We start from the raw sequence: 25,222 nt of genomic DNA, 5'->3' as shown, positions 1-25,222 counted from the left end.
CCCCGGTGGATGTCGATCCGTTCCCGGGCCCGGGCCGGGGAGGTCGGTGAACGCCAAGACGGGGAGGTCGGCCCGCCGCTCGCAGAGCGCCACCGGCTCAGGGCTGACGGCGCGGGCGGGGCGGGCGGAGCGCCGGCCAGAGTGCGTGCACGTCTTCTCCCAGGGCCCTGGCCGCCGGGAGGGCGGTGGCACGACGTGGGACACGCCCGAGGAGCGGTCCCGCCCCCTTGCGGCAGGAGTTGAACGAGGGTAATAGCGGAGCGGCCGACTCCCGCAGACCGTCAGGAACCAGCCGCTACGACAGAGCGGCACCCACAAGCGGTGGTGACGACCCGGCTCACTGCATCACCGCGTGAGACATCCGCTCAATAACGCAGTGAAACTTCGGCGTCCCCAGGCAAGTTGGCCAGGCCAGCCCGTTCAGCCGAAGCTTCACTGCATTCATGACAGGACCGTCACGGTCGGACCGGAGCCGTCCATCACCCCTGGGGTTGACAAATTCCTGCAGTCCGGGGCGCCATGAATGCCCTCACTTATGCGCAGAGAGGCACCGCTCTACCAGAGAAGGAACCTCTGATTGTCGGGCAGAGTGACAGTGTTGCAATCGTAGAGCACGAAGTTGGCGAAGCCTCCTGCGGTGCTGTCCAAGCAGCGGCCCGATACCGGATTGTAAAGGTTTCCGTTCGGCTTCCATACCCATGTCTGGTTCGCTTGCCCGTTGCACGGGTACATGCCGACCTGGGTTCCGTTGCGGGTACCTTCCCCTCGGGCATCCAGGCAATAGTTGGTATACCCGTGGGCCATATCCCTCAGTTCACTTCCTTGGAGTTGGTAGCGCTCATGACCCCAGGCATTATTGCCCTCCTCGACGCAAGGGTTCCAGAATGCACTGTAGGAAGAACTATCGTCCGCCCAGGCCATGCACCTATCTCGGTCTTGCGCCAATCGGACGTGGTTTTCTGCGGACCCGTACATGCCGTACTCGACGGCGAAGTGGTCCGACATGGCGGGGATGCGGCGGCCGGCCCATGCGTTCACATTGGTTCCGTGGGCGACCATATAGTCGAGCTCGCCCTGGGAAGCCTGAGTCGCTGCGTAGGTCCGGTGACGTACGGAACCCGCGGGGAGCGTAATCGTACTCGGATCACGATTGAAATCACCGAGAACGGCCCACTCCGTGTAACCTGCTGCAGCTGATACGTTTGCCGCGCCTGCCAGCAGCCCGTTCACATCACCACCGCCACGGGCAGACGCGTGTATGTTCCAGAAGACCGTGGGGCTCGGCGGGAGCCCGATGGGTGTATTGTCCGTGACTATCCCGAACATGGGCCTGGTTCCGTCGAACTGATCCGGAACGAAGAGTACGTTTGTCGCAATCGTATGACTTACCGTTGCCAGGTTCACGCGGTTTCCGCCGAAATCTGTCCGCATGAAGTACAGATATACCTCCATACCGCTTCTGGCTGTTCCAGTCCGCCACACGTACTCCCGGACCGTATATTGTTGGCCTGCTCGCCCCAGGAAGTTCCAGAACCTCCCCGTTACAGCAGTCGTCGGGAGGCTGGAACTGGGGCCGGCCTCCTGCAGGGCCACCACACTATGACTAGAGTACTGCGAGCTTCCTGCGACTATACCTCCGACGGTAGTCCACTTACCGCCTGAGCTTCCTTGCATGTTCCAATTGGCCGGAGTGTAGTCACCCACGGCGGCATAGGCGCGATGTGGCTGAACTATGGCCACAGCTGCCAGAGTGAGCACTACCGCAACAAGCATGCTGAGCAGGCGCCGCAGGTGCTTCGCTGAAGAAAACCGGCAATCGCCGCGTGTCGTGATATCGGGGAGAGGATTCGGCGTCATCTGAACCTCCGAACGAAATGGAATGGAATGAACACTTGCAACCCGTGCGCCGGGGCGGAGAAATTGGCCTAGCTCTCGCGCAGGTGGCGCCGGGGTGGTCGTCGTGAACCGTCCGAGGTCGTGGCAGGTCGAACTCCGGCGCTGAGCGAGCACTGCGGCCAGGCGCCGGGGCCTTGTACGGCCAGGACCCGTTCGGCCACCGTGATCTGCTGTTCCCGCGTGGCTTGGCGGGCGTTCTGGGCGAGTTCCTGTCCGCCGAACTCGGCCCATGTGGCCCACGTGTCGAACTGGAGCTGCAGCTCGCCGTAGCCACCGCTGCCGCTGCCGCTGCCAGCGACCATTCGCCGCCGCTCTCGCAGCCCGCCACGGCGTCCCAGGCCTCGGCCGGGGCCACGGTGGCGGTCGCCGCCGCGGCAAGGAGGCCCCCGGCGCTCAAGGCGCCGGCCAGGACCAGGGCGGACACGAGGCGACGGCGCCCCCGCCTTCGGGAAGCGGGCTGTATGCGACGGGGAGGGAAGGGAGGGCATGGCTGGATGGCTCCTTGCCGAGGAAGCGGCCGACGTGGTGTGCCGGGTGGCGGTGGATCAGCGCGGCGCCAAGCCTCGAGGGCCACCGCGTAGGGGAGGCACAGAGGCGTGGGCCGGAGCTCTGTCCTTCGACCAGGCGGACAGCCAAGCATCCGGGCACCGCCTCCCACATGGGTGACGCACACCCAAACCACGCGGCCGGGGCCGCGTCGCGAGGACGACGTGAGCGAGGCGTTCAGCAGGGTGCTCAAGGCCGAGTACATCCGCCGGCACACCTTCCGCACCCGCACCGAGGCCCGGATCTGGATCACCACCCGGATCACAGACGTCGACAACACCAGGCGGCTACGCAGCGTATGCGGATGCGCGAGCCCGATCGACTACGAACGCGAGTACCGGGCCGCCCTCGTTGAGGGACTGGCCCACGTCGGTCAGCAACTCGTCCAGAGCCATGAGCGGATCAACGCCGGGCCGCAGCGTACGCGGCTCAAGTACGTGTTCGGTGGGGTCGGGGTAGTGGATGCTGAGTCCCGAACGGGTGAACGTGGCCGCAGCCCGTTCAGTGAGGCGGTAGACACCTTCGAAGAGCGTCTCGGACGTGTAGCGGTGCTGCCTCGTCAGCGTGCGGGCGACGACACGCGGCACCAGGCGGTCTGCCCGCAGATGCGGTCGCAGCAGTACCAGGTCCCACGAGGCGTGCAGTTCGCCGGCCTTCTCTGTCAGACAGAGCGGGGCTGTGCCGAAGACGCCCACCGCCAGGCGGGCTTGTCCGGGCTCCATGGTGAGTTCGACGAAGTCGGCGTCGTCCCGCTTGCACTCCTTCACGCGGACCCGTACGCGCGGTGCCTGGTCGTCGCTGACCTCCATGACCAACGTGGACACGTTCGCGGGCTCGATCCAGCTCTCGCCGTTGATCCAACGGCCGCCCTCTGACCGCCACTTAGGCTCCTGGAGATCTGCCAGACACAGACGCATCGACAGCATGCCGTCCCTTTCCGATGTCGTGCGGCGGGGCGGGGCCGCGTATGGCCCCGCCCCGCCTGGCGTCAGCCCTGGATCACTTGCTGCAGTGGTCGCCGTTGTTGTCGCCGCCGCCCGGCATCTTGTCGAGCAGCGCGGCCTCGATGGCCGGGACGCCGGTGATCAGGCCGCCGGTGAACAACTCGTCCACGTTCATCGTTTTCTCCCTTACGGTTTTCAGTGGACTCCACAGCTGGTGCTGCGGAGTTGGACCCGTCCGGCTGCCGGACCCTTGCGAAGAAGGCCGCCGGACGGGGTGCCCACCGCTTCCGGCGGCGGGCCCTCCCTCGTCACAGGTGGGGAGCCTGGATGTGTGACGGGGAGGAGTCAGGTGGGTGTGGATGCGGCGGCCACGCCCAGGACGAAGCCGACCGATCCCGAGATGATGATGATCAAGAGCGGTCCGGCGTAACGGCCGACGACTGCGGCCAACCGATTCACAGCCGCTCTCCACGGCTGCGCTCGTTGACCTCGCGTACTGCAGCGCTCAGCCTTGCAGCCCCGTCCTCCGACGGCGTTGAGCGGTGCTGCGGGCAGAGACACGGCGAGAACCGGTTCGAACCCGGCGGCAGGTCCGCGCCCTCGTAGGTGTCGATCCTCAACACCCCGTCCATGCCCCGCTCCTCGGTCATCCGGGCCAGACGGGCCCGTGCTTCGCTTCTCATCCCTCAGCCCTTCAGACGACGGCTGCGGCGAGGTCTCGCCGTTCCCTGCTGTCTCTACGCAACCGCACGACCACGCTCAGCGGTACCGTTGCCGCAGCGCCAGGACTTGAAAGCCTTGAAAGTTCGGGAAAGCACGGGGAGTTGAGGGCATGGCCAAGCGTGAACCAAACGTGGCGCTAGGGCGCCTGCTCGCCGAAAGCCGCTGGACTCACCGGCAGTTCGCGCGGGCGGTGAACCGCATCAGCACCGAGACCGGAACTCCCCTGCGTTATGACGAGTCGGGGGTGAGCCACTGGCTCGGAGGCACCATCCCTCGTGGTGCGGTACGCGCATGCATCCTCGAAGCCCTTTCCCGCCGCCTCGGCCGCCCCGTCACCCATGCCGAGGCCGGGCTGCCCGTTCCACGCGATCGCTCCTACGCAACTGCGGATACCGTGGAAGGAGTGATCGACCTGGGGAGGCTGGATATGGACCCGTCCCGCCGCAGTGTCCTGGGGGCCGGCCTGTTCTCCGTGGCCGTCGCCATTCCCGGCTGGCCTGATGTGGTCGGGCGTGCCGATGCCGTCCAGTCCGGCCGCACGACTCGCATCGGCATGAACGAAGTGGACATGGTCATCGCCATGACCGAGCGGGTGTCGGAACTGGACGACGAGTTCGGCGGCCGTCACGCCCGCCCCATGGCGGCCTCCTTCATGGTCAACACCGTGGCCTCCTACCTGCGCGCCGACGCGTCCGAGGACGTACGCAAGGCGATGCTGTCCGCCGCCTCGGACCTGCTCTACCTGACGGGCTACATGGCCGTGGACGAAGGGCTGCACGGTCTCGCGCAGCGCTACTACGTCAAAGCTCTGGAGTTGGCGGGCGCTGCCGAGGACCACCTGACGTACTGCACCACCCTGCGGGGCATGAGCGTCCAGGCAGTCGACCTCGGCCACGGGGCGAAGGCCATGGAACTGGCCGACGCCGCTGCCGCCGCCTCCCCGAAAGCCGGCCCTCGGATGCTGGCCTTCCTCGTCGGCCAGCAGGCGCACGCGGCCGCGCAGACCGGCGACCGTGCGGGCGCACTTCGCTGCATCCGCGAAGCCGAGGCGGCCATGGACCGTGCCGAGTCACGCGGCAGGGCGTTCGGCTCGTACGACCCCTCTTCGCTCAACTACCACGTCAGCCAGGTGTGTTACGAACTCGGTGACAAGGCCGGAGCCGTCGAAGCCATGCAACAGGCGGACCGGCTCCGCCCCAGCGTGTACCAGCGCACACGCGTACACCGTCGTGGCCTGTTGGCAGAGCGGCAGTTGGAACTCGGCCACCTGGAAGCGGCCTGTGCCACCTGGCACCAGGCCCTCGACGACTACCCCAAGGTGCAGTCCGGCCGAGCCGATGAGCGCGTGAAGGCGATGTTCGGTCTCCTGCGGCCTCATCTGAAGAACGCGACGGCGCTCGACCTATACGACCGAGCACGGACGATCACGCCACCGTCGCTGGTCGCCTGATCCCCGTCGACCCTTCAAGCTCGGCCACAGAAAGTCAGCCACGACGGCGGGTGCGCCGAGAGATCACCCGCCACGTGTGCTTCCAGCAACCCCGCACCGTCCTCAACCACGCCGCTTCCTTCCGTTACGGCATCCGCCCTGCTCCTGCGTGGCCGTTTGGGAGCGGGCTGGTCTGCTCGATTGTGGCCTCCCCTGCGACCGCACGCCGACGACGATCGCGGCTTTTGGCTGCCGCGGCCTGACGTGGTGTTGTGCGGCGTTCGGCGAAGGCGGCCCGGCGGCGCCGCTGCAGGCCGATGCGGTTGCTTCCGGGATCGGGTTCGGCTCGCTTGCCTGCCACTGCGCGCCGAGTGGCCGGTGGGCGTCGCCAGCGGGGCGGCAGACAGGTGAGCTGCCCCGAGTTTCGTAGAGTCCGATCTTGATTGGTTCAGGCGGACTGCGGGGTTTGCTCCTGGCTCTGCCAGAAGGCTTCCTCGTACTCGGCCGGCGGTACGTAGTCGAGTGCGGAGTGAAGGCGTTCTTCGTTGTACCAGGTGATCCGCTGGAAGATCGCCCGTTCGACCTGGTCGACGTCCTTCCAGGGGCCCTGCATCTCGATCAGCTCGGCCTTGAAGGTCCCGTTCAGGGCCTCGGCCATCGCGTTGTCGTACGAGTCCGCGACGGAGCCGACGGAGGCGGAGACGCCGATGTCGGCGAGCCGGTCGGTATACCGAATTGATACGTATTGCGACCCGCGATCGCTGTGGTGTATCAGTCCGGAGTCCTTCTTGATCCGACGCCGCCAGAGCGCCATCTCCAGGGCGTCCAGCGGGAGTTCGGTCCGCATGTGGTTCGCGACCTGCCAGCCGACGATCATCCGCGAGTACACGTCCAGGACGAACGCCACATACGCCCACCCCGACCAGGTCCGGACATACGTCATGTCCGCCACCCACAGCTGATCGGGCCGGGAGGCGGTGAAGTCGCGGTCGACCGGGTCCGGCGGACGCGGCGCCGACGGCTCCGGAACGGTCGTGCGGCGGCGCCGGCCACGGATGACGCCCTCCAGGCCCAGCTCGGCCATCAGCCTCTCGACGGTGCAGCGGGCCACCGCGTGGCCCTTGCGCCGAAGCGCGCGGGTGATCCGGCGGGCGCCATAGGTGCCGCCCGACTCCGCATGGACCTGCTCGATCAGCGGGATCAGCGTCTCGTCCCGGAGCCGGCGGGCCGACTTCGGCCGCTTCTTGCGGGCGAAGTACGTCGACGGCGACAGCTCCAGCACCCGGCAGACGGGATCGACCCCGAGACCTCTGTCACGCAGGTGGTCGATCACCTGCTCGGCCTCGTCCGGGGACGGTCGGTCTCCTGGGCAAAAAACACCGAGGCGGCTTTGAGGATCTCGTTCGCCCGCCTCAACTCCGCTACTTCTTTGCGGAGTTGCCTGAGCTCATCCTGCTCGGCGGTGGTGAGCCGGTCGTCCCGCTCGCCGCGGTCGGCCTCGGCCTGGCGGACCCAGCCTCGCAGGGCCTCCTTGTGGATGCCCAGATCAGGGACTCCACAAATCGCAGTACAGCTCAACGCGCTGTTCGAACTCGCTCTCCACACCGGACTCCGCAAGGGCGAACTCCTCGGCCTGCGCTGGGAAGACCTCGACCTTGATCGGGGCACCGCTGCCGTCCGCCGCACATTGCAGCGCACCAGCACCGGCGGACTCACCACGTTGCCCACCAAGACCCGTGCCTCCGAACGCCGCATCGCTCTCTCCACCCGCTGCCTCCACTCGCTGAAGCACCACCACGAGCAGCAGCAGCGCGAACGGGAAGCCGCAGGCACCACGTGGCAGGACAGCGGGCACGTGTTCGCCACCGCGCAGGGCAGAGCGATCGACCCGACCAACCTCACCCGCGCCTTCACCACGCTCCTCCACAAGGCCGGCCTCCGCCGCATCCGCTTCCACGACCTCAGGCACTCAACCGCCACCCTGCTCCTGGAACAGGGCATCGAACTCGTCGTGATCAAGGAACTCCTCGGCCACGCCCACATCGGCGTCACCGCCACCGTCTACGCCCACGTCAGGCTCCGCCTCCAGCGCGACGCCATCGACACCCTCGGCAACGCCCTCAACCACCCCTGACCCCGCGCACGGGCGCACGGCAACGGCGGCGAACACCCCTGGTGTTCGCCGCCGTTGCCGTCAACTACTGCCGTCAGCGCTGATCAATCCCGATAAAACCGGCATTCCGGGAAGCCGGAATTCGCCGAAATGAACCTTCAGTTCGGAATCAAGGACGTTGAGTCACCCCTCTTCGAGCAATTCGCCCCTGATTTCACGATGAATGAACACCTGATCACTAACGCTCGTGTGCAGCAGCGATTTCAAACCCTGAATACTCTCAATCGGATTGACCGCCCGCGCCACTGGAGTTGCAATCTTCTCGACGAGGCCCACCCGAAGGTCATCCTCTCCACTCGCCTTCGCCGCTTCCCCGGATAGAAGGTCGAGATCTTCGCGGGAAATAGAGGTGATTGCGTCCGCCCTGAATCTGACGAGACATTTCGACTCCGGGAGCCATCCCGCCTTGACATTGACCGCTGGAGCGAATCCGACATTCACGTAGCACGACTCGTCCCAGCGGGACTCCTGGACGCCAACTACGCAGTAGAGATCGCCAGACACTCTGTACCAGTTCGCCGACTTCTTTCGAAATCCCAGCGGCTTGAAGACCTCATTGAGAGCCTCCAGGAGAATCGAGTTAATCATCAGCCGAACCTCTTATACGTATCGAGATGGCCAGTCCACCTCTGACCGGTCATATCCTCCAACTCGGCGACGTACTTCTGCAACTGTCGCCGCCCCGTCGCCTGGCTGCTCTTCGCGTCCGACTTCAACTCACGCACGACACGGTTCTTCCAGTCGACCGCATCAGGCCGGAGCCCGCTCGGAAGCGTGACTTCGAAGTCGTACTCAGCCCCCAGAGCATTCCTGTAGTTCAAGTGTGTCTGGCGCCCACGGGCCGCGTCCGCATTCTCCCCAGATGTGAACTGCCCCTTCTCGTTACGGGCGACACCGCAGTTGCTGTTGTGAACGAGTACCGGAGTCTGCCCGGCCAGCACATAGTACGTGTGCGCGCCGGGCGGGCGTCACCTGCATTTTCGCTGGTCAGCGAATTCCGGCCTGTCCGTGGGTGTGCGTGGAAGTGCCGTGCTGTGCGCTCGTGTTGCCGTCGGCGTTGCCGTCAGACGGCTGCGCGCGTGAGGGCGGTGGAGTGGGCTTTGGCCGGTGTCCTGCCCGGGTTGGGGTCGGGCATGGTCAGGGGGCCGTACGCTGGCCCGGCAACTCGGGCAGGTCGTGATCCTGCCCGGAATTTGAACGAGTGGCCCCCTGGCCTTGCCCGACGCGGGCCCCGGCCCGGGGAGGTGGGTAAAGCCCACGGAGCCGACCGACCCCACCCCCGGACCTCCGCCCTGGCCAACTCCCCGCCGCCGCTTCGCCGTCGGCCTGGTGCTCGCCGTGTGGGCACGTCCGGCTTCTCTTCGCTTCCGGCGCAACGCTGTGCTGTTCTGCGCGGCCTGGTCGCTGGCCGGCCCGCGGTGGCGGAGCCGAGAGCGGGCCGGGTGGGCGGCCGTGCCGCGCGCGACCCGCGTCAGCGGGTCGCCTTGAAGACGTAGAGAAAGTTTGGACGCATCCCGCTTCGGCGGTACGCCGTGGTCGGTGGCCGAGCGTCCGGCTGGGCCGCTGGCCTGGTGCGATGGCCTGCGGCGTGTGGGTGCTGTTCCGGTTTGCGGTGGTGGTTCTACTCGGCTCGGGTGACCTTGGCATGGTCGGTGAAGACGCGCCTGAACAGGTCGTGGCCGGTGCGTCCGGTGTGACGGAGTGCCCAGTCCTGCGCCGCTTCCTGCTCGTCATGGGCGCCGGATTCGGCTCCGCATCCAGCGGTGACGCAGAACGCCTCGTAGGTGATGCCGCCTTCGGGCGCGTGGCGGATGCTGTGAACGATGTGCCGGTATACCGCGCGGGGGCTCACTGGTGGCCCTCCGGGTGGCGTCGCATGTAGACGTTGCAGTCACTGACGGTGGTCATGTCGCCGACCGTGCGAGCCCGGTCGCGTACGTTGGCCAGCTCCGCGCACCCCGCGCAGCCCTCGACGGGTACCGGCTCCAGCTCCAGGCGCAAGGGGAGTTCAACTGGCGGGGTCGAGTACCTGGTCGGCTCCGTCATGCACATCGCCACCTCTCGAACGTCACATGGCCGACCTCTTGACAGGTCGGTGCTCTAGTTCAGTATTCGAGTGGCCGAAGCACTCCCGCTACGGTTCGCAGTGCACTAGTGTGCTTCCACTGACATCACGTCAACTCAACGGAGGGGCACGCCTTATGCCCAGTCCCAAGACGTTCACGAAGATCGCTGACCACTTCCGGGAGCGCATCCTGTCGGGAGAGCTTGAGCCCGGCGCCAAGCTGCCGACCAACCGGGAGATCGCCGGGCAGTGGCAGGCCGCAGCCGCCACCGTCTCCCGCGCCTTGCAGGCTCTCCAAGTGGAGAACTTCATCCGCACCACCCCCCGGGGCACCTACGTCGCCGATGACCCACGCTGGACGCTGTCGGCGCGGGACCGGCTGGCCCGGGTCCAGCGGGTGAAGTCGTTCCTGGCCGAGGGTGAGACGAGCCGGGTGACGGCCGCCGAGCTGATCATCCCGCCGCTGTACGTGGCGGAGATCTTCGACCTGGAAGCCGGGGATCAGGTGGTTCGGCGCGAGTGGCTGGCCGGACGGGGCAAGACCCGGACCGTGTTCGCCGTGACCTGGTACCCGGCCCCGTTCGCCGCCCTCGTGCCGGACCTGCTGAACACCGCCCCGGGCCGCAATCACGGATTGTCCGCCCGGGTTCTGGAAGCCACCGGGCGCACGATCACCCACGCCCGCGACGACATGCACGCCCGTCCCGCCGATGCCCGAGAGGCGAGCGCGCTGGGGCTGCCGGTCGGCTCCCCGATCCTGGCCGGCGTCCACCGGTGGTCGGACGCGGAGGGGATCATCGAGTACGGGGAGTGGTGCCTGCCGCCCCGGTTCACCATCGGCTACGAGTACCAGCCCTGACCGATCCACGCGAAGCGTCCCCGAAAGCCAGCCTGCGGCCTTCGGGGACGCTGCCGTTCACGTACCCGCCTCAGTTGGTGTCGCCGCCTTCGAGGCGTTCGACGCGCTCCTCCAGCTCCTCGATGCGCTCCAGGGCGCGTTCCAGCTTGTAGGCGAGATCCGCTACTCCGGCCGCCGCCGGGAACTCGTTCGGCGGGGCAGCCGACGCTTCGTCCGGCTCGTCCGCTGGCTGCACCGCGACCGGTACCTCTGTGCCGAACTCGCCCCCCACGACGACGTACGCCATCGAGCCGTTGCGCTGGTGGGCCTTCTTCATCCTGCCCTCCAGGGTGAGGAAGGTCAGGGCCTGGTCTGCGGATTCCGGGTCGCCGCCGATCGTGTCGACCACCTCGTCCACGGTGACCGTGGCGCCCCTGGCCAGTGATCCGTCTCTGATCTTGCGGACCAGGCGGCCGTGGGTGAGCTGGGTGGCGAAGCCGTGGTCGTCCCAGTCGCGTACGTAGACCTCGTCGCCGGGCAGCTCGCCGGGGAAGCGCAGGAGGAAGTTACCGGCCAGCAGGGCGATGGCATTGGTGACCACGTTGAGTGGCACCGCGTAGTGCTCCGCCAGGACCTCGCGGGCCGGGAGCCGGGAGCCGGGAGCCAGAGTGCCGGAGTAGATCTGCTGTGTGAGATCGCCGGCGACCTTCTCGAAGGCGTCCTCGAAGTCGGCCGAGCGCGTGACGAATGTGCCGCGCCCCTGGCGGGCGATGACCCAGCCCTCGTTCCTGAGCAGCCGGATCGCCTTCTGCACGGTCAGGCTCGACGCCTTGTAGGTCTGCATGAGCTGGCTCTGGGTCGGCAGGAGCTGGCCGGGCACCGCGAAGGCCAGCAGCCCGCGATCGACCGGGCCACCGGCGCCCACCTGCACCTGGTGGACGTGATGTTCGCCTTCAACGGCCGCGCCGAAGTGATCACCGTGAAGGTCCCGGAGCCGGGTCTCGGCAAGGGCCTGAAGGTCGGCCTGCCGGTCGTTTTCACCGGACTTGTCGCCTCGGCATGGGAGAACGAGATCAACGGCAAGGACCGGCACGGCATCTCCCTGCGCGCCGACGCCGTCACCGCCAAGGTCGGTGCCTGATGACCGGGAACTCCCTCGGGCTCGCGCTCCTGGCCGTGGTCGTCCTCGGCGGGCTCGGGCTGCTGGGCTGGGCCGGGTACTGCTTCGCCCGCTGGTACCGGGCCGATGCCGAGACCCGGGTCAGTCTGCGGCAGGCGCGGCGGATGCGGTGGGGCTGGAAGCGGCTCGCCCCGATGCTGGGCCTGGCGGTCAAGGACGCCACCCCGACCATGCTCCAGCAGTACGGCCCGCAGGACCAACCGACCAAGCCGCGTGTGCTGGTGCCGCGCCTGCGCACCCGCGCCGACGCCTTCGGCGTCACTGTCACCGCCGATGCCCTGCCGCAGGTCGGATTGAGCGCCTGGCAGGACGCTGGCGAGGGCCTGTGCGACGCGTGGGGGATGCGGCGCATCCGGATCAGTCAGCCCAAGCCCGGAGTGATCGTCGCGCGGGGGTTTCGGCGTGAGCCGCTGGAGGCGGTGATTCGCTCACCGCTCCTCGGCCCGGACGGCTCCCCCGTGTGCCGACCGGGGCAGTTCGTCTCCACCGATGACGTACTACTCGGCTGGGACGAAGACGGCACCCCCATCGTGCTCAACCTCGCCTACTCCGCCCACGCCCTCGTCGCCGGCCTCACCCGCTCCGGAAAATCGATCACCGTCAACACCCTGCTCGCCTACGCCTCGCTCATGCGGGACGTGCGTCTGATCGTGATCGACCCCAACCTCGGTGCGGTCGCGCCCTGGTGGCGTACCGCCTACAAGGTCTCCGACGCCATCCACCCCGACGAGCCGACCGAGATCCTGCGCTGGGTGCGCGAGGAGATGCAGCGCCGCGAGCGGCTGTTCTGGTCCGGCCGTACCGACCGCGTCACCGAGTTCAGCCCCGAGCTGCCGCTGTTGCTCGTGGTGATCGATGAGGTGGCGAACTACACGCGGCACCCGGACCGCAAGGCCCGCGAACGCTTCGAGGCCGAGCTGCTGGCCATCGCCAGCCAGGGCGCCAAGTTCGGCATCCGGCTGTGGCTGCTCACTCAGAAGCCCTCCGCCGACGTGCTGACCACCGCGATCCGCACCAACCTGTCCGCCCGGATCTGCCACCGCGTCGACACCGTCGAGGACTTCCTGCACCTTTTCCCCGACGGCCGGGAACTCGACATCACCGCCGCCGACCGCACCATGCCCCAGGGCGTGTCCATCGCCTCCGTCGGCGACATGCGCACCCCCGTCCGGCTGCGCTCGGTTTACCTGCCCACCGAAGCCTGCTGGCAGATCAACGATCTGATGTGCGCCGAAGAGCTCAAGGTCCGCGAGCTGCCCGACCGCCTCGACCTGGACAAGGCCGCGTGACCGCCGCCTCCTGGTTCCGCTTTGCAGTGATCCCCGGCAAGGGCGTGTAGTCGCCAAACCCTCGCCCTTGCCGGGGCTTCCCTCCCTTACCCGTCCACGGCACACGTGTGTGCCGCAGTGCAGAGAGGCCCCGCCAGGATGCCACCGCACGACCCCACCGCCACAATCCCCCGCCCCGAACGCGCCACGGCCGCGCTGCCCACGTTCACCGGGTACCGGGACCTGCTCGGCCTGGTACGGCAACTGTCCTCGCTCGGCGGGTGCGCCCAGCCGATCCGGCTCGAAGGCCAGCGCACCGAGATCGACGCCTTCACCGGCGAGATCCTGCGCGAACTGAAGTCCAAGGAACTTCCCGCCGGACACCTCCTGGTCCGCTGCGGCAACCGCCGCACCACCCGCTGCCCCTCCTGCGCCGAGCTCTACCGCCAGGACACCTACCAGCTCATCGCCGCCGGCCTGCGCGGCGGCAAGAACATCCCCGACCAGGTCGCCACCCACCCCCGCGTCTTCGCCACCCTCACCGCACCCTCATACGGCCCTGTCCACGGGCGACGCGTGGGCGGCTCCACCCGCTGCCGCTGCGGACGCACCCACACCAAAGGCGACCCGCTCCTCGGAACCCCACTCGACCCCGAGCGCTACGACTACACCGGCGCCGTGCTGTGGAACGCCCACGCCCCCGCCCTGTGGGCCCGCTTCATGCTCCACCTGCGCCGCACCATCGCCGCCGTTGCAGGTGTCCCGCAACGACTGCTCTCCAAGGTCGTCCGCGTCTCGTACGCCAAGGTCGCCGAGTACCAGCAGCGCGGCTTGATCCACTTCCACGCCGTGATCCGCCTCGACGGCCCCGCAGGCCCCTACACCCCGCCGCCCACCTGGGCCACCCCCGACCTGCTGGCCGATGCCATTCGGATCTCGGCCACCCGCGCCCGCATCGACGGGCCGGAGGTCAACGGCCGGGCCCGCTCCTTCGCCTTCGGCGAGCAGATCGACACCAGGGTCATCCGGTCCTCCGCCTTCCAGGGCGGGACCACGATCACCGAGGGCAAGGTTGCCGGATACGTCGCCAAGTACGCCACCAAGGGCACCGAGGCCGCGACCGGCACCCTCGACCACCGCCTGAGGAAGATCACCGACCTCTGGTTCGAGTCCGTGCCCGAGCACGCCGCCCGGATGATCCGCACTGCCTGGGCTCTCGGCGCCCGCGACGACCTCAAGCACCTGAACCTGCGCAAGTGGGCCCACATGCTCGGCTTCCGTGGCCACTTCTCCACCAAGACCCGCACCTACTCCACCACCCTCAGCGCCCTCCGGACCGCCCGAGCCGCCTGGCACCGCCGCCACACCCCTCCGCCCTCCCCGACCACCCTCGTCCTCGCCCACTGGACCTACGACGGCACCGGCCTCACCCCCGACCTCGAACGCCTCGCCGCACTCATCCACGGCAGCCCGACGCGCGAACGGGCGGTGACGGCCGGTGCGTGACGACGAACTCCTCACCGTCCCCGAGGCCATGGCCCGCCTCAAGATCGGCCGCTCCGCCCTCTACGACCTGATGCGCACCCGCCGCCTGGCCTCGCTGACCATCGGCCGCGCCCGCCGCATCCCCACTCACGCCCTCGCTGACTACGTTCAGCGCCACCTGGAAGAGGCCACCCGATGACCGCCCCCAAGCGCAAGAAGGCCCGCGCCAACGGCGAAGGCACCATCTACCAGCGCAAGGACGGCCGCTGGGAAGCCGCCGGCTACGTCCTCGCCGCCGACGGCACCCGCAAACGCGTCCGCGTCTATGGCACCACCCGTAGAGAAGCCGCCGACAAGCTCGCCGAGAAGATCGCCGACAGCAACCGCGGCCTCCCCGTCGCCACCGCCGACAGCACCGTCGGCGACTACCTCGCTTACTGGCTCGGCAGCGTCGCCATCCACCGGCTCCGCGAGAACACCCACACCCGATACGCCGCCTGCGTCCGCCTCCACCTCATCCCCGGACTCGGCACCAAGAAGGTCGCTCGCCTCACCGCCAAGGACGTCCGCACCTTCCTCGACCGGCTTCGCACCGCCTGCCAGTGCTGTGCCCAGGGGCTGGACGTCGAACGGAAGAGGTGCTGTGCGGTCGGCGAGTGCTGCCAGAAGGGGCTGTCCGCTTTGACCGTGACCTACGTGCACTCGGTGCTCAAGTCGGCACTGGAACACGCCGTCCGCGAAGACGAGCTGCCCCGCAACGTCGCCCGCAACGTCAAGACCACCCCGCACCAGCCCAGGCGCTTCCGGCCGCTCACCGCGGCCGAGGCCCGCCAGTTCCTCGACGCAGCCCGCGCCGACCGGCTTCATGGGCTGTACGAACTCGCCCTCCGCACCGGACTCCGCAAGGGCGAACTCCTCGGCTTCCGCTGGGAAGACCTCGACCTCACCACCGGAACGGCCAGCATCCGGCGCTCGCTCCAGCGCAATCGCACCGGCGGCCTCACACATCTCCCCACCAAGACCCGGGCGTCCGAACGCCGTATCGCGCTCCCGACCGAATGCCTCCGCTCCCTCAAGGAGCACAGGGGACGGCAGGACAAGGAACGCGAGACGGCAGGAACGGACTGGAGCGACAGCGGCCTCGTATTCACCACCCCGACGGGCCGGCCTCTCGACCCTGCCAACCTCACCCGCCGCTTCCGCACCTTCCTCAACCGGGCCGGGCTCCGGCGCATCCGCTTCCACGACCTCCGCCACTCGACCGCCACCCTGCTCCTCGAACAGGGCGTCGACCTCATCGTGATCAAGGAGCTGTTGGGTCACGCCCACATCGGCGTCACCGCCGGCGTCTACGCCCACGTCCGACTCCGCCTCCAGCGGCAAGCCATTGACACGCTTGGCAACGCCCTCGGCGGTCAGGACGACGACCCTGACGCCCCGCCCACTGCGGTCGCCGTCCGCTGACGTTGCCGTCATCGTTGCCGTCAGAGCACCCAGAAGGGCCTCGCCGTGACATTCGGCGAGGCCCTTCTGGGTCCTGACATTGGCGGCCAGCACTTCATTCCATCTGGCGCATCAGTGCCGCCCACCAATTGCAGCGCTCAGCGCTCCGGGGTATTCGGAGCTCCGCTCAGCGATCGACTGAATCCTCCATGAATTGCTCCAGGAACTCGCCGAGGTAAGACTGACGGTAAGTGCCGTCAAGAAGGCCCACAGCACGAGCCTCGTCGATTCCGATTAGACGGATCTCTCCACTCGGTTTTTCTGCAGCACCGAATTCGCCGAGGTCGATACCAGGCCACCGCAAATCCGGTGCGTGATAAATCTCCGGTTCCGCAGGAAATAGGGACAGAAGGCTCTCGTCGTGACCGACAACCCTCCAGGCCCCGGTCGAAACAAGTCGATCATCCGTGTAGATAGGGAACTGGCGCGCCGCCAAACGTTCCTCGCTTACGGGTCTCGGAACGCTAAATCTCCCACGGAGAAATCCAAGCGCCGTGCCAAATCGATTTCGCGCCACGACCGAAGCCATACGATACTCGCCACCACTAGCAGGAATAGCCAAGACGTCGCCGATCCGAGGCTTAGCGGGTTTCTTTGCGGTGTCGACAGTCAGCTCCGCAACCTCTTCGCCGGCAACGTCCTCCAGGGAAATACCGGATTCCTTGAGAGTTAGCAGCAAAGACGAGGCCAGCCCCGAAGGCGAGAGGGGCTGACCGCTTGCTCCTTCCGCGATGGAGGCCAGAAATGAAGCCGCGTCAATAAAGGTAGAGTCATTCAGCTCACCGACGAGCGAACGGCTCAGCCCTGAGTAACGCCTGCCACCTTTCAGCTTCGCTTTGAAAGCAAGCGGCGCCGGATAAACTCCATGCGATGCCCATCCAAGGAGTTCCAGAAGCTCCCCAAGAGACGGCCTCTTGCCGGCTTGCGCCGCGAACTCATTCGAGAGTGCAGCGAGTTTAGGAACGAAATCCTCGACGTCACTCACTAGCATCCTCCAAGCTTCCTTGCCTCGTAGCCTTCATACTCCGCCAGCTTGCTTCCAGCAAGCGGATTCTGGCGATTGCCACGGTAGTTGTTGCCGTCGCGACCGATGTTCGTACCGTACTGCTCGGAGAGTCTCTGTTCCATGAGGCGCGACTCGCCGTACGTCCTCGTACCAGGCATCACCCTCATCGAATCCCCGTTTGCGGGATTGAACCGGTTGTTGTTGTTGCCGTGACGATACTGAACACCCGCTGGGGTGTCGCCCGGACCAAACATTCCGGAGTAGTAGACGTTACCGCCACGATCGACAAGTACGTAATTGCTGTATCCAGGGCGATCAAGGTACTTAAACCTGGCATCTCCCCCGGAATTATGAACGAGAACCGGCGTAGCCCCCGCCAGCACATAGTACGTGTGGAGGTCCGCGACGGTGAGGTTGTACATGTCGCGGTCGCCGGGGCGGAGGGTGACGGCGGTGACGCGGACGTGGTGGTCGTCTGCGGTGTTGAGGGCGTGGCCCGAGCGGAGTTGGCCGGCGGGGACCCAGATGTGCAGGGTGTCGTCCCAGAAGGGGTGTTTGGCGGTGGTGTGAAGGGTGTCAGTGCTTCCGTCCGTGCGCTGGATCTCCAGGTCGACGAGGTCGTAGTCGTGGTTGATGAGGGTGGCGGTGACCTTGCGAGGACCCTGGTGTGTGCCGTCGGCGGGGTCGGCGGCCTCGACCTCGTCACCGGTCTCGACGTCGCCGATGGGCTTGGTCTCGCCGTCGGCCATCAGGACCGGGGTGGAGGGGGTGAAGCTGCAGTCCCCGCCTGCCCTGCGCTTCCCTGGGCCGTTGATGCGGCCGTTTCCACTGACCAGGCCGGCCGCCACTCCGGCTTCGACCAGATCGGTTGGACTGAACCAGTTGTCGCCGCAGTCCCAGCCCTTTTTGCAGGAGTACGCTTTCGCCACTGTGCGTTCCCAGGTCCCAGGATCGGACCCGTCCGCACGTGGAGCCATGCAGTAGTAGTCGTAGTGCAGCTTGGGGTCGCACACGTAGTTGACCCGTTCCCGGAATGCCTTCGCCACCTCGTTCACATGAGGATTGCTGGCGGGCATATACACGGTGGGATAGATCTCGACGTTCCACTCACCGCCGATGGAGACCAAGTTGTTCGCATCGCCGTTCGCCGCAGCCGGCAGCTCCCCGACGTATCCCGCCCCGCTGTAGCTGGGTACACCCACCCCGCCGGCACCGGGAGGCGCATGCGTGACGAACTCCTTCTTGCCTCCGTGCGAGCCTGTGCCGCCGATGGGATAGCCGATACCGCAAATGTCCGCGAGGCAGAGACCTGACGGATCGCTGTGGGTGACCGGGCTGTTGTTGGCGTAGGCATAGCCGTTCAGGGACAGCGGGTCGGCGATGTCCAGGATCGGGTCGGCGCTGATGAAGCGGCCGGTGTCGGGGTCGTACTCGCGGGCTCCGAGGTGGGTGAGGCCGGTGGTGCTGTCGTCGGTGCCGCCGAGGTAGCCGCGGTGGGACTGCCAGTGGCTGTCCGCGGTGCCGCGGGGGATGCCGAAGGGGTCGGTCTTCTGGCGCTGGATCGTCTGGCCCTCGGCGAGGCCGATGCTCGCGACGGCCGTGCCGTGGGAGTCGGTGGCCAGCGCGGTCAGCGTGCTGGTGGAGCTGCCGTAGGTGTGCCGCATCACCGTGGGGGCGCCGGCCTGGCTGTAGTAGCGCTGGCAGTAGGCGACCGCGCCGGTGGCGTCGACGGACAGCTCGGTGTCGGGCAGGTAGAGGGTGCGGGCGCTCGCGGTGGCGGCGATGACGCGGTTGCCGTCCGCGTCGTAGAGGTAGGCGGTCTGGTCGGAGAAGGCCCACTGCTGTGCGGCGCTGCCGTCGCAGGTGCTGACCTGCAGGTCGGTGCCGTCGCTGGAGTCCGCGCCGGGTACGGCGAGGCAGGTTCCGGAAGTGCCGTACGCGAGGGCGCCGTTGGTCACGGTCCACCGCTGGCCGGCGTCGCCGGTGCAGGGGGCGAGGGTGACGGGGGTGCCCGCGGTGGCGGCGCCTCCGGTGGGCGCCGCGCACTTGCCGAGCAGGGTCAGGGCGCCGGTGTCCGAGTCCAGGCGGAAGTTCTGCGCCTTGGTGCCGTTGCAGGAATGGATCTGCAGCGGGGTGCCGTCGTCGGTGTTCGCGCTCTGGAGGTCCAGGCACTTGTCGTCCAGGCCGATGAGCTGGCCCTGGCCGGCCCTGCCGAAGCCGGAGACGGTCTTCACCTTGCCGTCCCAGGTCCAGTCCAGGGCCTGGCTGTCGCCGCCGTAGACGCGGCCGATCGTGTTGCCGGCGTCGTCGTAGGAGAGGGAGGCGGCGGTGTCGACGGTGGCGGTGTGGGTGCTGATGCCGGTCAGCGTGTGCGGCTGGCCGCCCCCCTGCCTGCCGTACTCGTAGGTGGTGACGGTGTCGCCGGTGGTGTCGATCTGTCCGCCGTCGACCCGGACGGACGGGTCGTGCTCGGTCAGGCCCTTGCGGTTGCCGAGGGTGTCGTAGGTGTAGGTCTGCCAGTAGCCGTCGGCGGCGCCGGTGACATTGGTCGCGGTGACGGTGCCGGAGGTGTCGTTGTAGACCGGTGCGGGGTTCGACCTGCCGGGGGCCGTGCAGCCCTCGTTCGGTGAGGTCCACGCCTGGCCGAGCTGGCCGCGCGCGTCGTGGGTGAAGCACTGGCGGTCGGTGGCCCCGGCACCGTCGGTGTCCTTGACCTGGGTGACGTTGCCCGCGTCGTCGTAGAAGTAGCGGCGGTCGTTGACGCGGTGCGGGGCGGCCGTCTCCCGGTCGGTGACGGCGCGGTGGAGCCGGCCGGTGTTCTCGTCGAACAGGTTGGTCGTCCACACCCGGGTGGGCCCCTCGCCCGTGACGGTGCGCAGGACCTCGCCGTAGGGGCTGTACGTCGTCTCGGCGGTGTACCAGTCGAGACCGGAGGTGGAGGCGGGCAGGCCGTCCGCGTTGTAGCGGGTGATCACCTTCTCCTGGGAGAGGCCGCCCGCCGCCGGGACGGTGACCGACCTGAGGAGCCCGGTCCTGGTGTAGGTGTAGGAGTAGGTGTACGTGGCGTCCAGTCCGGCGGTCGCCGAGGAGGGGGAGCCCGGCGGGATGACGGTCTTCTTCCCGGTGGGCCGGTACTCCGTGTCGTAGCCGGTGACGGCGGTGGTGACCGGGACGCCGTCGTTGTAGCGGGTCGCCGAGACCGGCTGCCCCTTGGCGCCCGGGAGGGTGTCGTAGGTGAAGTCGGCCAGCAGGGCGCCCTGGTCGTCGTCCAGGCGCTTCTCGGTGGTGCGGCCCAGTTCGTCGTAGCCGGTCCACACCACGATGTCGCGGCCGTCCCTGGTGGTGACCGGCCGGTCCAGGTCGTCGTACGACGTGGTGGTGACACCGGTGTCCGGGTCGTCCGCCCGGACGGTGCGCCCTCGGGCGTCGTACGTCCAGGACCAGGTGTTGTCCTCGGTGTCGGTGGCCGAGACCCGGTTGCCCCGGGGGTCGTAGCCGTACGTGGTCGACGTGTACCGGGCCCGCAGCGCGTCGCTGAAGTGGTCGATGCGCACCGTGCGTTGCAGCGCGTCGGTGAAGCTGCGGGTCGCGGGGGCGCCCACCGGGGGAACGACGGTGGTGACGTCGTGGTCGTAGCTGCGGGTGGTGCGCTTGGCCGGCTTCGCGGCGCCGGCCTCGTAGGGGGTGGTGGTCAGCAGCCGTCCCTGGCCGTCGTAGGTGTTCACCGTGGCGCTGGGGACGTTGAAGTCCGACTCCAGCTCGAACAGGTGCGTGGACGGCTTGCCGGCGGCGAGATAGCCGTTGTTGGTGCGGCGGACGGTGCCGGCGGCGTTGTACAGGGTGTCGGTGACGATCCGGTCGCCGCCGACCGCGTCGGTCTGCGTCTGGCGCGGTCGGCCGAGGCCGTCGTAGACGGTCACCGCGTGCGCGTAGGTGCCGTTGTCGCGCAGGGTGGAGCCGGTGACGGCGGCCGGCTTCCCGACCGTGGTGTCGTAGGAGAACTTCTTGAACGGCGCGTCGGTGGCCGGGTTCTGCGACGCCGTCCACACGGCGGTGGCCCGGCCGAGGGCGTCGTAGGCCTGCGTGACCACGCGGTGGTTGGCGTCCTCGGACGTCACCGGGGTGCCCCGGCCGGGCTCCACCGTGGTGGTCGAGGTGTGGCCGCGGGCGTTGGTGGCGGTGATGGAGTGCACCTGCCCGGTCGGCGGGTCGTAGTCCGTCGACCCCGTGTTGTCCTCGGCGTCCTTGACCGTTCTGACGCGGCCGTAGGCGTCGTAGGTGGTGGCGCCGGTGTGGATCCAGCCGGTGCCGGCGCCGTCCACGCCCCAGACGTCCGTCGCCCGGCCTCTGGTCGGCGCGGTGTGGTACGGCTGGTGGTCGTAGGCCGTGCGGGAGGCGGCGATGACGTCGTCGCCGGTGGCGCCGGCGGCCTGGGCGCAGGTGCCGGCGGTGGTCCTGGTCTGCTCGACCAGACCGATCAGCCAGTCGCCGGTGTTGTGCAGGTACGAGGTGAGCGTGCAGGTCTCGTCGCCGCTGCGGCCGGTGTCACCGAGCGACTCCACCTGGTAGGGCAGGCCGTAGGTGTCGTCGAAGAGGGTGCGGGTCTCGACCGTCCGCGAGGTGCGGGTGTCGTCGGGGTTGGTGCCGCTGGCGGGGGTGACGGTGACGGTCCGGTCGACCCGGGTGCGGTACGCCTTCAGGTCGGGCACGTCGGTGCGGGCGCGCGTGGCCAGCAGGCGGGCCGACGGGTAGGCGACCGTGCGGGAGGTGACGGTGCCGCCGGTGCCGTCGTCGTTCGCCTGGCTGTAGGCCAGGGACTCGGCGGTCATGCCCTGGAAGGAGGGCTCGTCCCGGGCGATGTCGGCCCCGGTGGAGTCCTTGACGGTGACCGAGCGGGTGCCGCCGGGCAGCGGATCGCCGTCCAGGCCGCGGAAGTACCGGGTCACCGTCTTGCCCCGGACGATCCCGGTGGCGGGGTCGTTCTTCCCGGTCAGGACCGTGACCTGGGCGTAGCCGCGCCACTGGTCGTAGGTGCGGGTGGTCTTCCTGCTGAACTCGGTCTGGTTCTTCGCCCAGCCGGCGCCGTCGGCAGGGTACCGGTACTCGGTGACCAGGTCGGGAACGCCGTCGACGCGGGGCTTCTCCGTGATGGAGGCGACGACGTACTTGTTGAACCAGTCGATCGTCTCCTGCTCCGGATCCGGACTCCAGTAGACCGGGTAGCAGCGGGTGCCGTTGGCTTCCGGTTCCGGATGCGCGGAGGCGGCCGCGGACGGGCACGGCGCGGAGTACTCGACGTCGATCTCGCCGCCGTACTCGGTGACCACCCGGCGGATCCTCAGCCGGTCGAACGCCGGCCGGGGATCGGCCGGACCCGTGCTGACCCGGTTGGGCATGGCCTGGTTGTTGTGGGAGAACTCGACGGCGTTGTTCTTCAGCGTGCTTCCGTCGACCGCGTAGCCGGTGCGCTGGACCGACTCCAGCCACAGCGGCGGGGCCGTGTCGGTCAGGGTGCGCGGGAAGGACTGGATCAGCAGGTACTTGTCGACCTTCGACAGCGCCGTCGAACCGGGAGTGCGCTGCGCGTACGTGGTGACCGACGACAGCCGCTTGCGGGACCAGAACGTGGGCGAGGACACCGCGCAGCGGCTGCCGGAGGCCCCGGAGCAGTACAGGTTGGCCGGGGTGTCGTACCAGAGCCGGTACTGGCCGTAGTCCATGGAGGTGAACGCGTCTTCGGTGCACTTCAGGCCGGTCGCGGCCTCGTCGTAACACCGCTCGGCGACGGTGAAGTCGGCCCGGGCGACCGGCGCGGCCGTGAACAGGGTGTCCGAGCGCTGGCCGTAGTCGATGCGCTTCAGGTGGCCGCCGCGGTCGTAGGAGACGGGGGCGGTGTACTTCTCGTTCCTGGCGTAGTGGTTGGACTCCTTGTTCCACCACAGCGACATCGCGTTGCCGTTGACGTCCACGACGTAGTCCAGGTTCCACCGCCAGCCCTGCGCGCAGAACGAGGACGCGAAGGAACTGTCGTGGCAGGGCTCGCCGGAGTGGTTGCCGGCGACCGGCACGGTCAGGACCGAGTCGGTGGTCTCCCTGCCGGTGCTCCAGCCGGGCAGCCGGTTCAGGCCGAAGTAGTACCGGGTGCCGTCCCGGTTGGTGACCCGCCAGTACTCGCCGTCCCCGTCCCCGTTGGCCCTGGAGGTGTCCTTGAACCGCTCGACCCGGGAGCCGTCGCCGCCGGCGGTCACCCAGGTGTGGGTGGTGTCGTCGTACACCAGCTCCGTCGTCGTACCGCCCAGGGACAGGACGGCGTTCTCCGAACCCCAGCACAGATCCGACGTCTTGCGGGAGGCGTTGTTCGCCCCGCCCTGGGTGTCGTCGCGGCAGGAGCGGTACGTGCGCTCGATCGAGCCGGGCGTGTAGTCCCAGCCGTCGCCGATCCAGGAGGCCTGGTTGTTGGTGGCCGAGGTCCGCCCGTCGACGACCTGCGAGCTGTAGGAGAAGGCGATGTCCGGTACGGGGCCGGCCGGGACCGGCGGCACCGTCACCGGCTGCGACCAGGAGAACGCCCCGGACGACCCGCCCGCGCTCCAGGTGCCCGAGGCGGCCAGCGGCGTGGCCGTGTAGTCGCCCTTGGGGCCGGAGCCGGAGTCGCTCGCCGCGAGCACCATCGAGCCGCCGCCCGCGGCGCCCGCCTGCGGCAGCAGCGCCCTGAGGGCCTCGCTGCGCGCCGGCCCCGGACGGTACACGGCCGGCACCGCGCCCGAGCCGCCGCCGTCGGCCGGCGCGGCCCGACTCGGCTCGGCCGAGGCGGCGGAGGCCGAGGCGGCGGAGGCCGAGGCGACGTCCACCGTCGCCCTGATCCGGCCGGTGGTGCCGTCGTTCTCGGTGGCCAGCGGGACGGCCTGGTTGCACGCCTCGTCCTGCGGCGCGGTCAGGAAGCACTCCGGGTACGCCACGAACCGCATCCGGTCGGCCCAGTCGGCGCTGTAGAGCTGTTCGAAGTCGGAGTAGTCCAGGGCCACGTCCACCGACGACGCGGCCGCGGAGGCGGGCGGCGTCACCGTGAGCAGCGTTCCGTCGACCTCGGCCGCGGACGTCTGCGCGCTGTCGGCCACCTCGACCTGCCAGGTGCCGTCCAGAGCGGCGGCCTCCTCGGGCGTGGCGTCGGCCGGCGCGCCCAGCAGCACCGGCAGCGAGCCCGCCTGCTTCAGCTGCCCGGCGACCGGAGTGGTGAGGTCCACGGACGCGGGCCCGCTCGCCGGGGGCGTCGTGTGGGCCGGCTCGTACTCCGCCGGCGGCACCGTGGCCTCACCGGACAGGTCGTCCAGCGTCCCGGTGTCGGCGTCGGTCGCGGTCTGCTCCTCCGGGAGGTCGATCAGCTCGACTCCGGCCCGGTTACCGCCGGGTGACGGCAGCGCCAGCGCCTCGGCCGGCAGCAGACCCACCGTCAGCGCGCCCGCGACCACCGCGCCGACGCCCCATCGCCTCCGGTGCGCCCGACGGCGCGTCGCGGCGGTACGAGGCAGCGACCCACGGCCGGACCACGACAGCGAACCAAACACCGAAAAGCCCCCCAAGGCGCCGGCAGGAAGCGCGCCCGAATGGCCGCGCGCTCCGTCTCCCGAAGTCGACACGAAATACCGCCGAATCCTCTGCCGCAAGACACCTCGCGTCAAATGGAAATCGACCGAGGGTGACACTCGTCACATGGAAAGGGTGGTGAAATCGGGCACGTTGAACACCCGAGGATGATTTCCGACGTCGATCTCAAGGCACACATCACACGCACACATGTGTGAATGCGGTGAACACGGCCGCCCGAAGGCGACCACATCGGGCTTGAGCAGGGAGAACACCGGCTTCGGACGAGACCGGACGCGACGCCGGGACCGTCTCGCTTTACGAGACATCCATACGGCGGGAAGCGGCAGCGGTACTCGGTCGATGCGCATCCGATTCGGAACGGGCTGGCATCGGCCGGGCTCGTGGGGCATGATCTGCTCGCGCATTTCTGCCTGCCCGGAGAATTCCGCAGCGCCGAGCGCAATGCACAGATGAACCAGAGGTTAATTCCGGCCCAACGGGGGGCGCATTCCTTGTTTCCGGGTGGCTGCGTACAGGCGCACGGCCCTCGGTCCCGGGCCGGTTCTGCGGGGAGGGGAC

General features: G+C 68.3%; 21 protein-coding genes and 1 pseudogene. 8 read left to right on the top strand and 14 right to left on the bottom strand.

Going from position 1 to position 25,222, the window contains the following annotated elements; translation table 11 throughout:
* Nucleotides 1-8: 8 nt before the first annotated feature.
* From AC5K6T_RS05130 to AC5K6T_RS05110, 5 genes and pseudogenes are all read right to left on the bottom strand, one after another.
* Nucleotides 9-211 (bottom strand): annotated as a pseudogene (locus AC5K6T_RS05130) (XRE family transcriptional regulator); the annotation flags it as partial.
* A gap of 344 nt (nucleotides 212-555) precedes the next feature.
* The gene (locus tag AC5K6T_RS05125; RefSeq protein ID WP_493206029.1) at nucleotides 556-1,596 is read right to left on the bottom strand and encodes a ricin-type beta-trefoil lectin domain protein; all 1,041 of its coding nucleotides are present in this window, start codon (nucleotides 1,594-1,596) and stop codon (nucleotides 556-558) included.
* A 329-nt stretch (nucleotides 1,597-1,925) separates the two neighbouring features.
* Complete coding sequence (locus AC5K6T_RS05120; RefSeq protein WP_493206028.1) at nucleotides 1,926-2,198, bottom strand: transglycosylase family protein; 273 nt, start codon at nucleotides 2,196-2,198, stop codon at nucleotides 1,926-1,928.
* Between the two features lie 531 nt (nucleotides 2,199-2,729).
* A complete protein-coding gene (locus tag AC5K6T_RS05115) occupies nucleotides 2,730-3,266 on the bottom strand; it encodes a hypothetical protein (RefSeq protein WP_493206026.1) in 537 nt (178 codons plus the stop codon).
* 575 nt (nucleotides 3,267-3,841) lie between these two features.
* Complete coding sequence (locus tag AC5K6T_RS05110) at nucleotides 3,842-4,069, bottom strand: hypothetical protein (protein ID WP_493206025.1); 228 nt, start codon at nucleotides 4,067-4,069, stop codon at nucleotides 3,842-3,844.
* 149 nt (nucleotides 4,070-4,218) lie between these two features.
* On the opposite strand from AC5K6T_RS05110, the gene AC5K6T_RS05105 reads away from it, so the two are divergent.
* Entirely contained in the window at nucleotides 4,219-5,559 is a 1,341-nt protein-coding gene (locus tag AC5K6T_RS05105; protein WP_493206023.1) for a tetratricopeptide repeat protein, read from the top strand.
* Between the two features lie 427 nt (nucleotides 5,560-5,986).
* Here the strand turns inward: AC5K6T_RS05105 and AC5K6T_RS05100 are convergent, their stop codons facing one another.
* Nucleotides 5,987-6,871, bottom strand: coding sequence for an IS3 family transposase (locus AC5K6T_RS05100; protein WP_493206021.1), 885 nt, complete (start codon nucleotides 6,869-6,871; stop codon nucleotides 5,987-5,989).
* Nucleotides 6,868-7,143: a transposase gene (locus tag AC5K6T_RS05095; protein ID WP_493206019.1), complete on the bottom strand. Its 276-nt coding sequence runs from the start codon at nucleotides 7,141-7,143 to the stop codon at nucleotides 6,868-6,870. Before AC5K6T_RS05095 ends, AC5K6T_RS05100 begins: the two co-directional genes overlap by 4 nt.
* Here AC5K6T_RS05095 and AC5K6T_RS05090 point away from each other — a divergent pair.
* A complete protein-coding gene (locus AC5K6T_RS05090; protein ID WP_493206017.1) occupies nucleotides 7,076-7,672 on the top strand; it encodes a site-specific integrase in 597 nt (198 codons plus the stop codon). The genes AC5K6T_RS05095 and AC5K6T_RS05090 overlap by 68 nt on opposite strands.
* A gap of 162 nt (nucleotides 7,673-7,834) precedes the next feature.
* Here the strand turns inward: AC5K6T_RS05090 and AC5K6T_RS05085 are convergent, their stop codons facing one another.
* The 4 genes from AC5K6T_RS05085 to AC5K6T_RS05070 form a co-directional block, all read right to left on the bottom strand.
* A complete protein-coding gene (locus AC5K6T_RS05085) occupies nucleotides 7,835-8,299 on the bottom strand; it encodes a DUF4304 domain-containing protein (protein ID WP_493206016.1) in 465 nt (154 codons plus the stop codon).
* Complete coding sequence (locus AC5K6T_RS05080) at nucleotides 8,299-8,652, bottom strand: hypothetical protein (protein ID WP_493206014.1); 354 nt, start codon at nucleotides 8,650-8,652, stop codon at nucleotides 8,299-8,301. The genes AC5K6T_RS05085 and AC5K6T_RS05080 overlap by 1 nt, the downstream gene beginning before the upstream one ends.
* A gap of 680 nt (nucleotides 8,653-9,332) precedes the next feature.
* Complete coding sequence (locus AC5K6T_RS05075; RefSeq protein ID WP_493206013.1) at nucleotides 9,333-9,563, bottom strand: DUF7848 domain-containing protein; 231 nt, start codon at nucleotides 9,561-9,563, stop codon at nucleotides 9,333-9,335.
* Nucleotides 9,560-9,757 carry a hypothetical protein gene (locus AC5K6T_RS05070; protein WP_115069895.1) on the bottom strand — a complete coding sequence of 66 codons (198 nt, stop codon included), beginning with the start codon at nucleotides 9,755-9,757 and terminating at the stop codon, nucleotides 9,560-9,562. Before AC5K6T_RS05070 ends, AC5K6T_RS05075 begins: the two co-directional genes overlap by 4 nt.
* Nucleotides 9,758-9,912: 155 nt before the next feature.
* On the opposite strand from AC5K6T_RS05070, the gene AC5K6T_RS05065 reads away from it, so the two are divergent.
* Nucleotides 9,913-10,635 (top strand): GntR family transcriptional regulator, encoded by a 723-nt coding sequence (locus tag AC5K6T_RS05065; RefSeq protein WP_493206011.1) that lies wholly within the window; start codon nucleotides 9,913-9,915, stop codon nucleotides 10,633-10,635.
* Nucleotides 10,636-10,705: 70 nt separating this feature from the next.
* Here the strand turns inward: AC5K6T_RS05065 and AC5K6T_RS05060 are convergent, their stop codons facing one another.
* The gene (locus AC5K6T_RS05060; protein WP_493206009.1) at nucleotides 10,706-11,545 is read right to left on the bottom strand and encodes a GntR family transcriptional regulator; all 840 of its coding nucleotides are present in this window, start codon (nucleotides 11,543-11,545) and stop codon (nucleotides 10,706-10,708) included.
* A gap of 3 nt (nucleotides 11,546-11,548) precedes the next feature.
* On the opposite strand from AC5K6T_RS05060, the gene AC5K6T_RS05055 reads away from it, so the two are divergent.
* The 5 genes from AC5K6T_RS05055 to AC5K6T_RS05035 all read left to right on the top strand — a co-directional run bounded on the left by AC5K6T_RS05055 (nucleotide 11,549) and on the right by AC5K6T_RS05035 (nucleotide 16,011).
* The gene (locus AC5K6T_RS05055; protein ID WP_493206007.1) at nucleotides 11,549-11,755 is read left to right on the top strand and encodes a hypothetical protein; all 207 of its coding nucleotides are present in this window, start codon (nucleotides 11,549-11,551) and stop codon (nucleotides 11,753-11,755) included.
* Complete coding sequence (locus tag AC5K6T_RS05050) at nucleotides 11,755-13,083, top strand: FtsK/SpoIIIE domain-containing protein (protein WP_493206006.1); 1,329 nt, start codon at nucleotides 11,755-11,757, stop codon at nucleotides 13,081-13,083. The genes AC5K6T_RS05055 and AC5K6T_RS05050 overlap by 1 nt, the downstream gene beginning before the upstream one ends.
* Nucleotides 13,084-13,221: 138 nt before the next feature.
* Complete coding sequence (locus AC5K6T_RS05045; protein WP_493206004.1) at nucleotides 13,222-14,568, top strand: replication initiator; 1,347 nt, start codon at nucleotides 13,222-13,224, stop codon at nucleotides 14,566-14,568.
* Nucleotides 14,561-14,746, top strand: a complete 186-nt coding sequence (locus AC5K6T_RS05040; RefSeq protein ID WP_493206002.1) for a helix-turn-helix domain-containing protein — start codon at nucleotides 14,561-14,563, stop codon at nucleotides 14,744-14,746. Before AC5K6T_RS05045 ends, AC5K6T_RS05040 begins: the two co-directional genes overlap by 8 nt.
* Nucleotides 14,743-16,011, top strand: a complete 1,269-nt coding sequence (locus tag AC5K6T_RS05035; RefSeq protein WP_493206000.1) for a tyrosine-type recombinase/integrase — start codon at nucleotides 14,743-14,745, stop codon at nucleotides 16,009-16,011. The genes AC5K6T_RS05040 and AC5K6T_RS05035 overlap by 4 nt, the downstream gene beginning before the upstream one ends.
* A 166-nt stretch (nucleotides 16,012-16,177) precedes the next feature.
* Here the strand turns inward: AC5K6T_RS05035 and AC5K6T_RS05030 are convergent, their stop codons facing one another.
* Nucleotides 16,178-17,035 (bottom strand): hypothetical protein, encoded by an 858-nt coding sequence (locus AC5K6T_RS05030; protein ID WP_493205998.1) that lies wholly within the window; start codon nucleotides 17,033-17,035, stop codon nucleotides 16,178-16,180.
* On the bottom strand, nucleotides 17,035-24,525 hold the full coding sequence (locus AC5K6T_RS05025) for a ricin-type beta-trefoil lectin domain protein (RefSeq protein ID WP_493205996.1): 7,491 nt from the start codon (nucleotides 24,523-24,525) through the stop codon (nucleotides 17,035-17,037). The genes AC5K6T_RS05030 and AC5K6T_RS05025 overlap by 1 nt, the downstream gene beginning before the upstream one ends.
* Between the last annotated feature and the right edge of the window lie 697 nt (nucleotides 24,526-25,222).

This window comes from Streptomyces sp. B8-7, assembly GCF_058833805.1.
Note: the sequence above shows the minus strand (reverse complement) of the source record. Positions and strands in the feature narration are given on the sequence as shown.

Excerpts from the sequence above, each read along its gene's own strand:
- AC5K6T_RS05045 (WP_493206004.1), top strand. The coding sequence starts at position 13,222 with ATGCCACCGCACGACCCCACCGCCACAATCCCCCGCCCCGAACGCGCC.
- AC5K6T_RS05070 (WP_115069895.1), bottom strand. The coding sequence starts at position 9,757 with ATGACGGAGCCGACCAGGTACTCGACCCCGCCAGTTGAACTCCCCTTG.
- AC5K6T_RS05050 (WP_493206006.1), top strand. The coding sequence starts at position 11,755 with ATGACCGGGAACTCCCTCGGGCTCGCGCTCCTGGCCGTGGTCGTCCTC.
- AC5K6T_RS05110 (WP_493206025.1), bottom strand. The coding sequence starts at position 4,069 with ATGAGAAGCGAAGCACGGGCCCGTCTGGCCCGGATGACCGAGGAGCGG.
- AC5K6T_RS05085 (WP_493206016.1), bottom strand. The coding sequence starts at position 8,299 with ATGATTAACTCGATTCTCCTGGAGGCTCTCAATGAGGTCTTCAAGCCG.
- AC5K6T_RS05065 (WP_493206011.1), top strand. The coding sequence starts at position 9,913 with ATGCCCAGTCCCAAGACGTTCACGAAGATCGCTGACCACTTCCGGGAG.
- AC5K6T_RS05090 (WP_493206017.1), top strand. The coding sequence starts at position 7,076 with ATGCCCAGATCAGGGACTCCACAAATCGCAGTACAGCTCAACGCGCTG.
- AC5K6T_RS05105 (WP_493206023.1), top strand. The coding sequence starts at position 4,219 with ATGGCCAAGCGTGAACCAAACGTGGCGCTAGGGCGCCTGCTCGCCGAA.
- AC5K6T_RS05035 (WP_493206000.1), top strand. The coding sequence starts at position 14,743 with ATGACCGCCCCCAAGCGCAAGAAGGCCCGCGCCAACGGCGAAGGCACC.
- AC5K6T_RS05120 (WP_493206028.1), bottom strand. The coding sequence starts at position 2,198 with ATGGTCGCTGGCAGCGGCAGCGGCAGCGGTGGCTACGGCGAGCTGCAG.